At 49.2% G+C, this 857-nt stretch carries 1 protein-coding gene; it reads right to left on the bottom strand.

Annotated features, from left to right (window positions below; all coding sequences use genetic code 11):
- A partial coding sequence (locus tag ACTXGO_RS14945; RefSeq protein WP_443575074.1) for a DNA repair ATPase occupies positions 1 to 842 on the bottom strand: 842 nt, incomplete at its 3' end.
- Positions 843 to 857 lie beyond the last annotated feature (15 nt).

Genomic DNA, 857 nt, shown 5'->3' with positions numbered 1-857 from the left:
GTGCTATCGCTCACCGACTCGTTGTAGATACCTTGACCTGACTGCGTATTGTTCTCAATCTTAATGGTCAGATTACCGCCGACCGTCTCCACAAATATCGTATCTAAGATATTCATGTGCGGGTATTTGCCATTGATCATCTGCTCACGCGAGGTCTCTATCCACTCAAAATCATAGGCGGGCGGCAGTTCGATATCGCGCTCACCGCGGTTATCGACATAGGCCACCTGCGCCGATTCTGGCGTACCCTCGCTAAAATCAAGCGCAAAGCGAAACACTCGAATATCAGTGATACGCTCACCGATCTGAAACGCTAATAGCAGTTTGCTGTCTTTTACGGTGATCTGAATCAGGCGGGTTTGCTTATAGTAGCGATACAGCTCATTGAAATCTTGGACGAAGTTATCTTGATCCAAAAACGTACCTGCTAGATCGACCTCCTCTAACTGATACTCTTGCTCAGTGTTCGATGCTAAATCGTCATTTTCAGGCTCTATAAGGCGATAAAGTGATAGCACGTCTTTGATATTGCTGGCACGTTTGAGCCCCATAAAGACGTTATAGCCAAATAGTAGATAGTCGCCCACTTGCACCATGTCCTGCGCCACGCAGTTGTATTCGGTACGAATACGCGTGCGTGCAATGACTTGCATCTGCGTGCTGCCAAACTCTTCTAAGCGGGCATTATTAAGGGTCGCCGTCTGGGATTGTAGACGGCTGCCCTGCTCGGTTAAGCGACGTTTGATCAGCTCATAGGCATTGCCTGAGGCGACGGCTTGATCCGTTTGCTGGGCCGAATGAGGCGTGCTGTCTGAAGGGTTTGGGTTTTGCGTATCCGCCATCGTGAGTCGTCCATT

Source organism: Psychrobacter sp. T6-1, assembly GCF_052258445.1.
The sequence above is the reverse complement of the archived record's forward strand: the minus strand, read 5'-3'. Positions and strand labels throughout refer to the sequence as shown.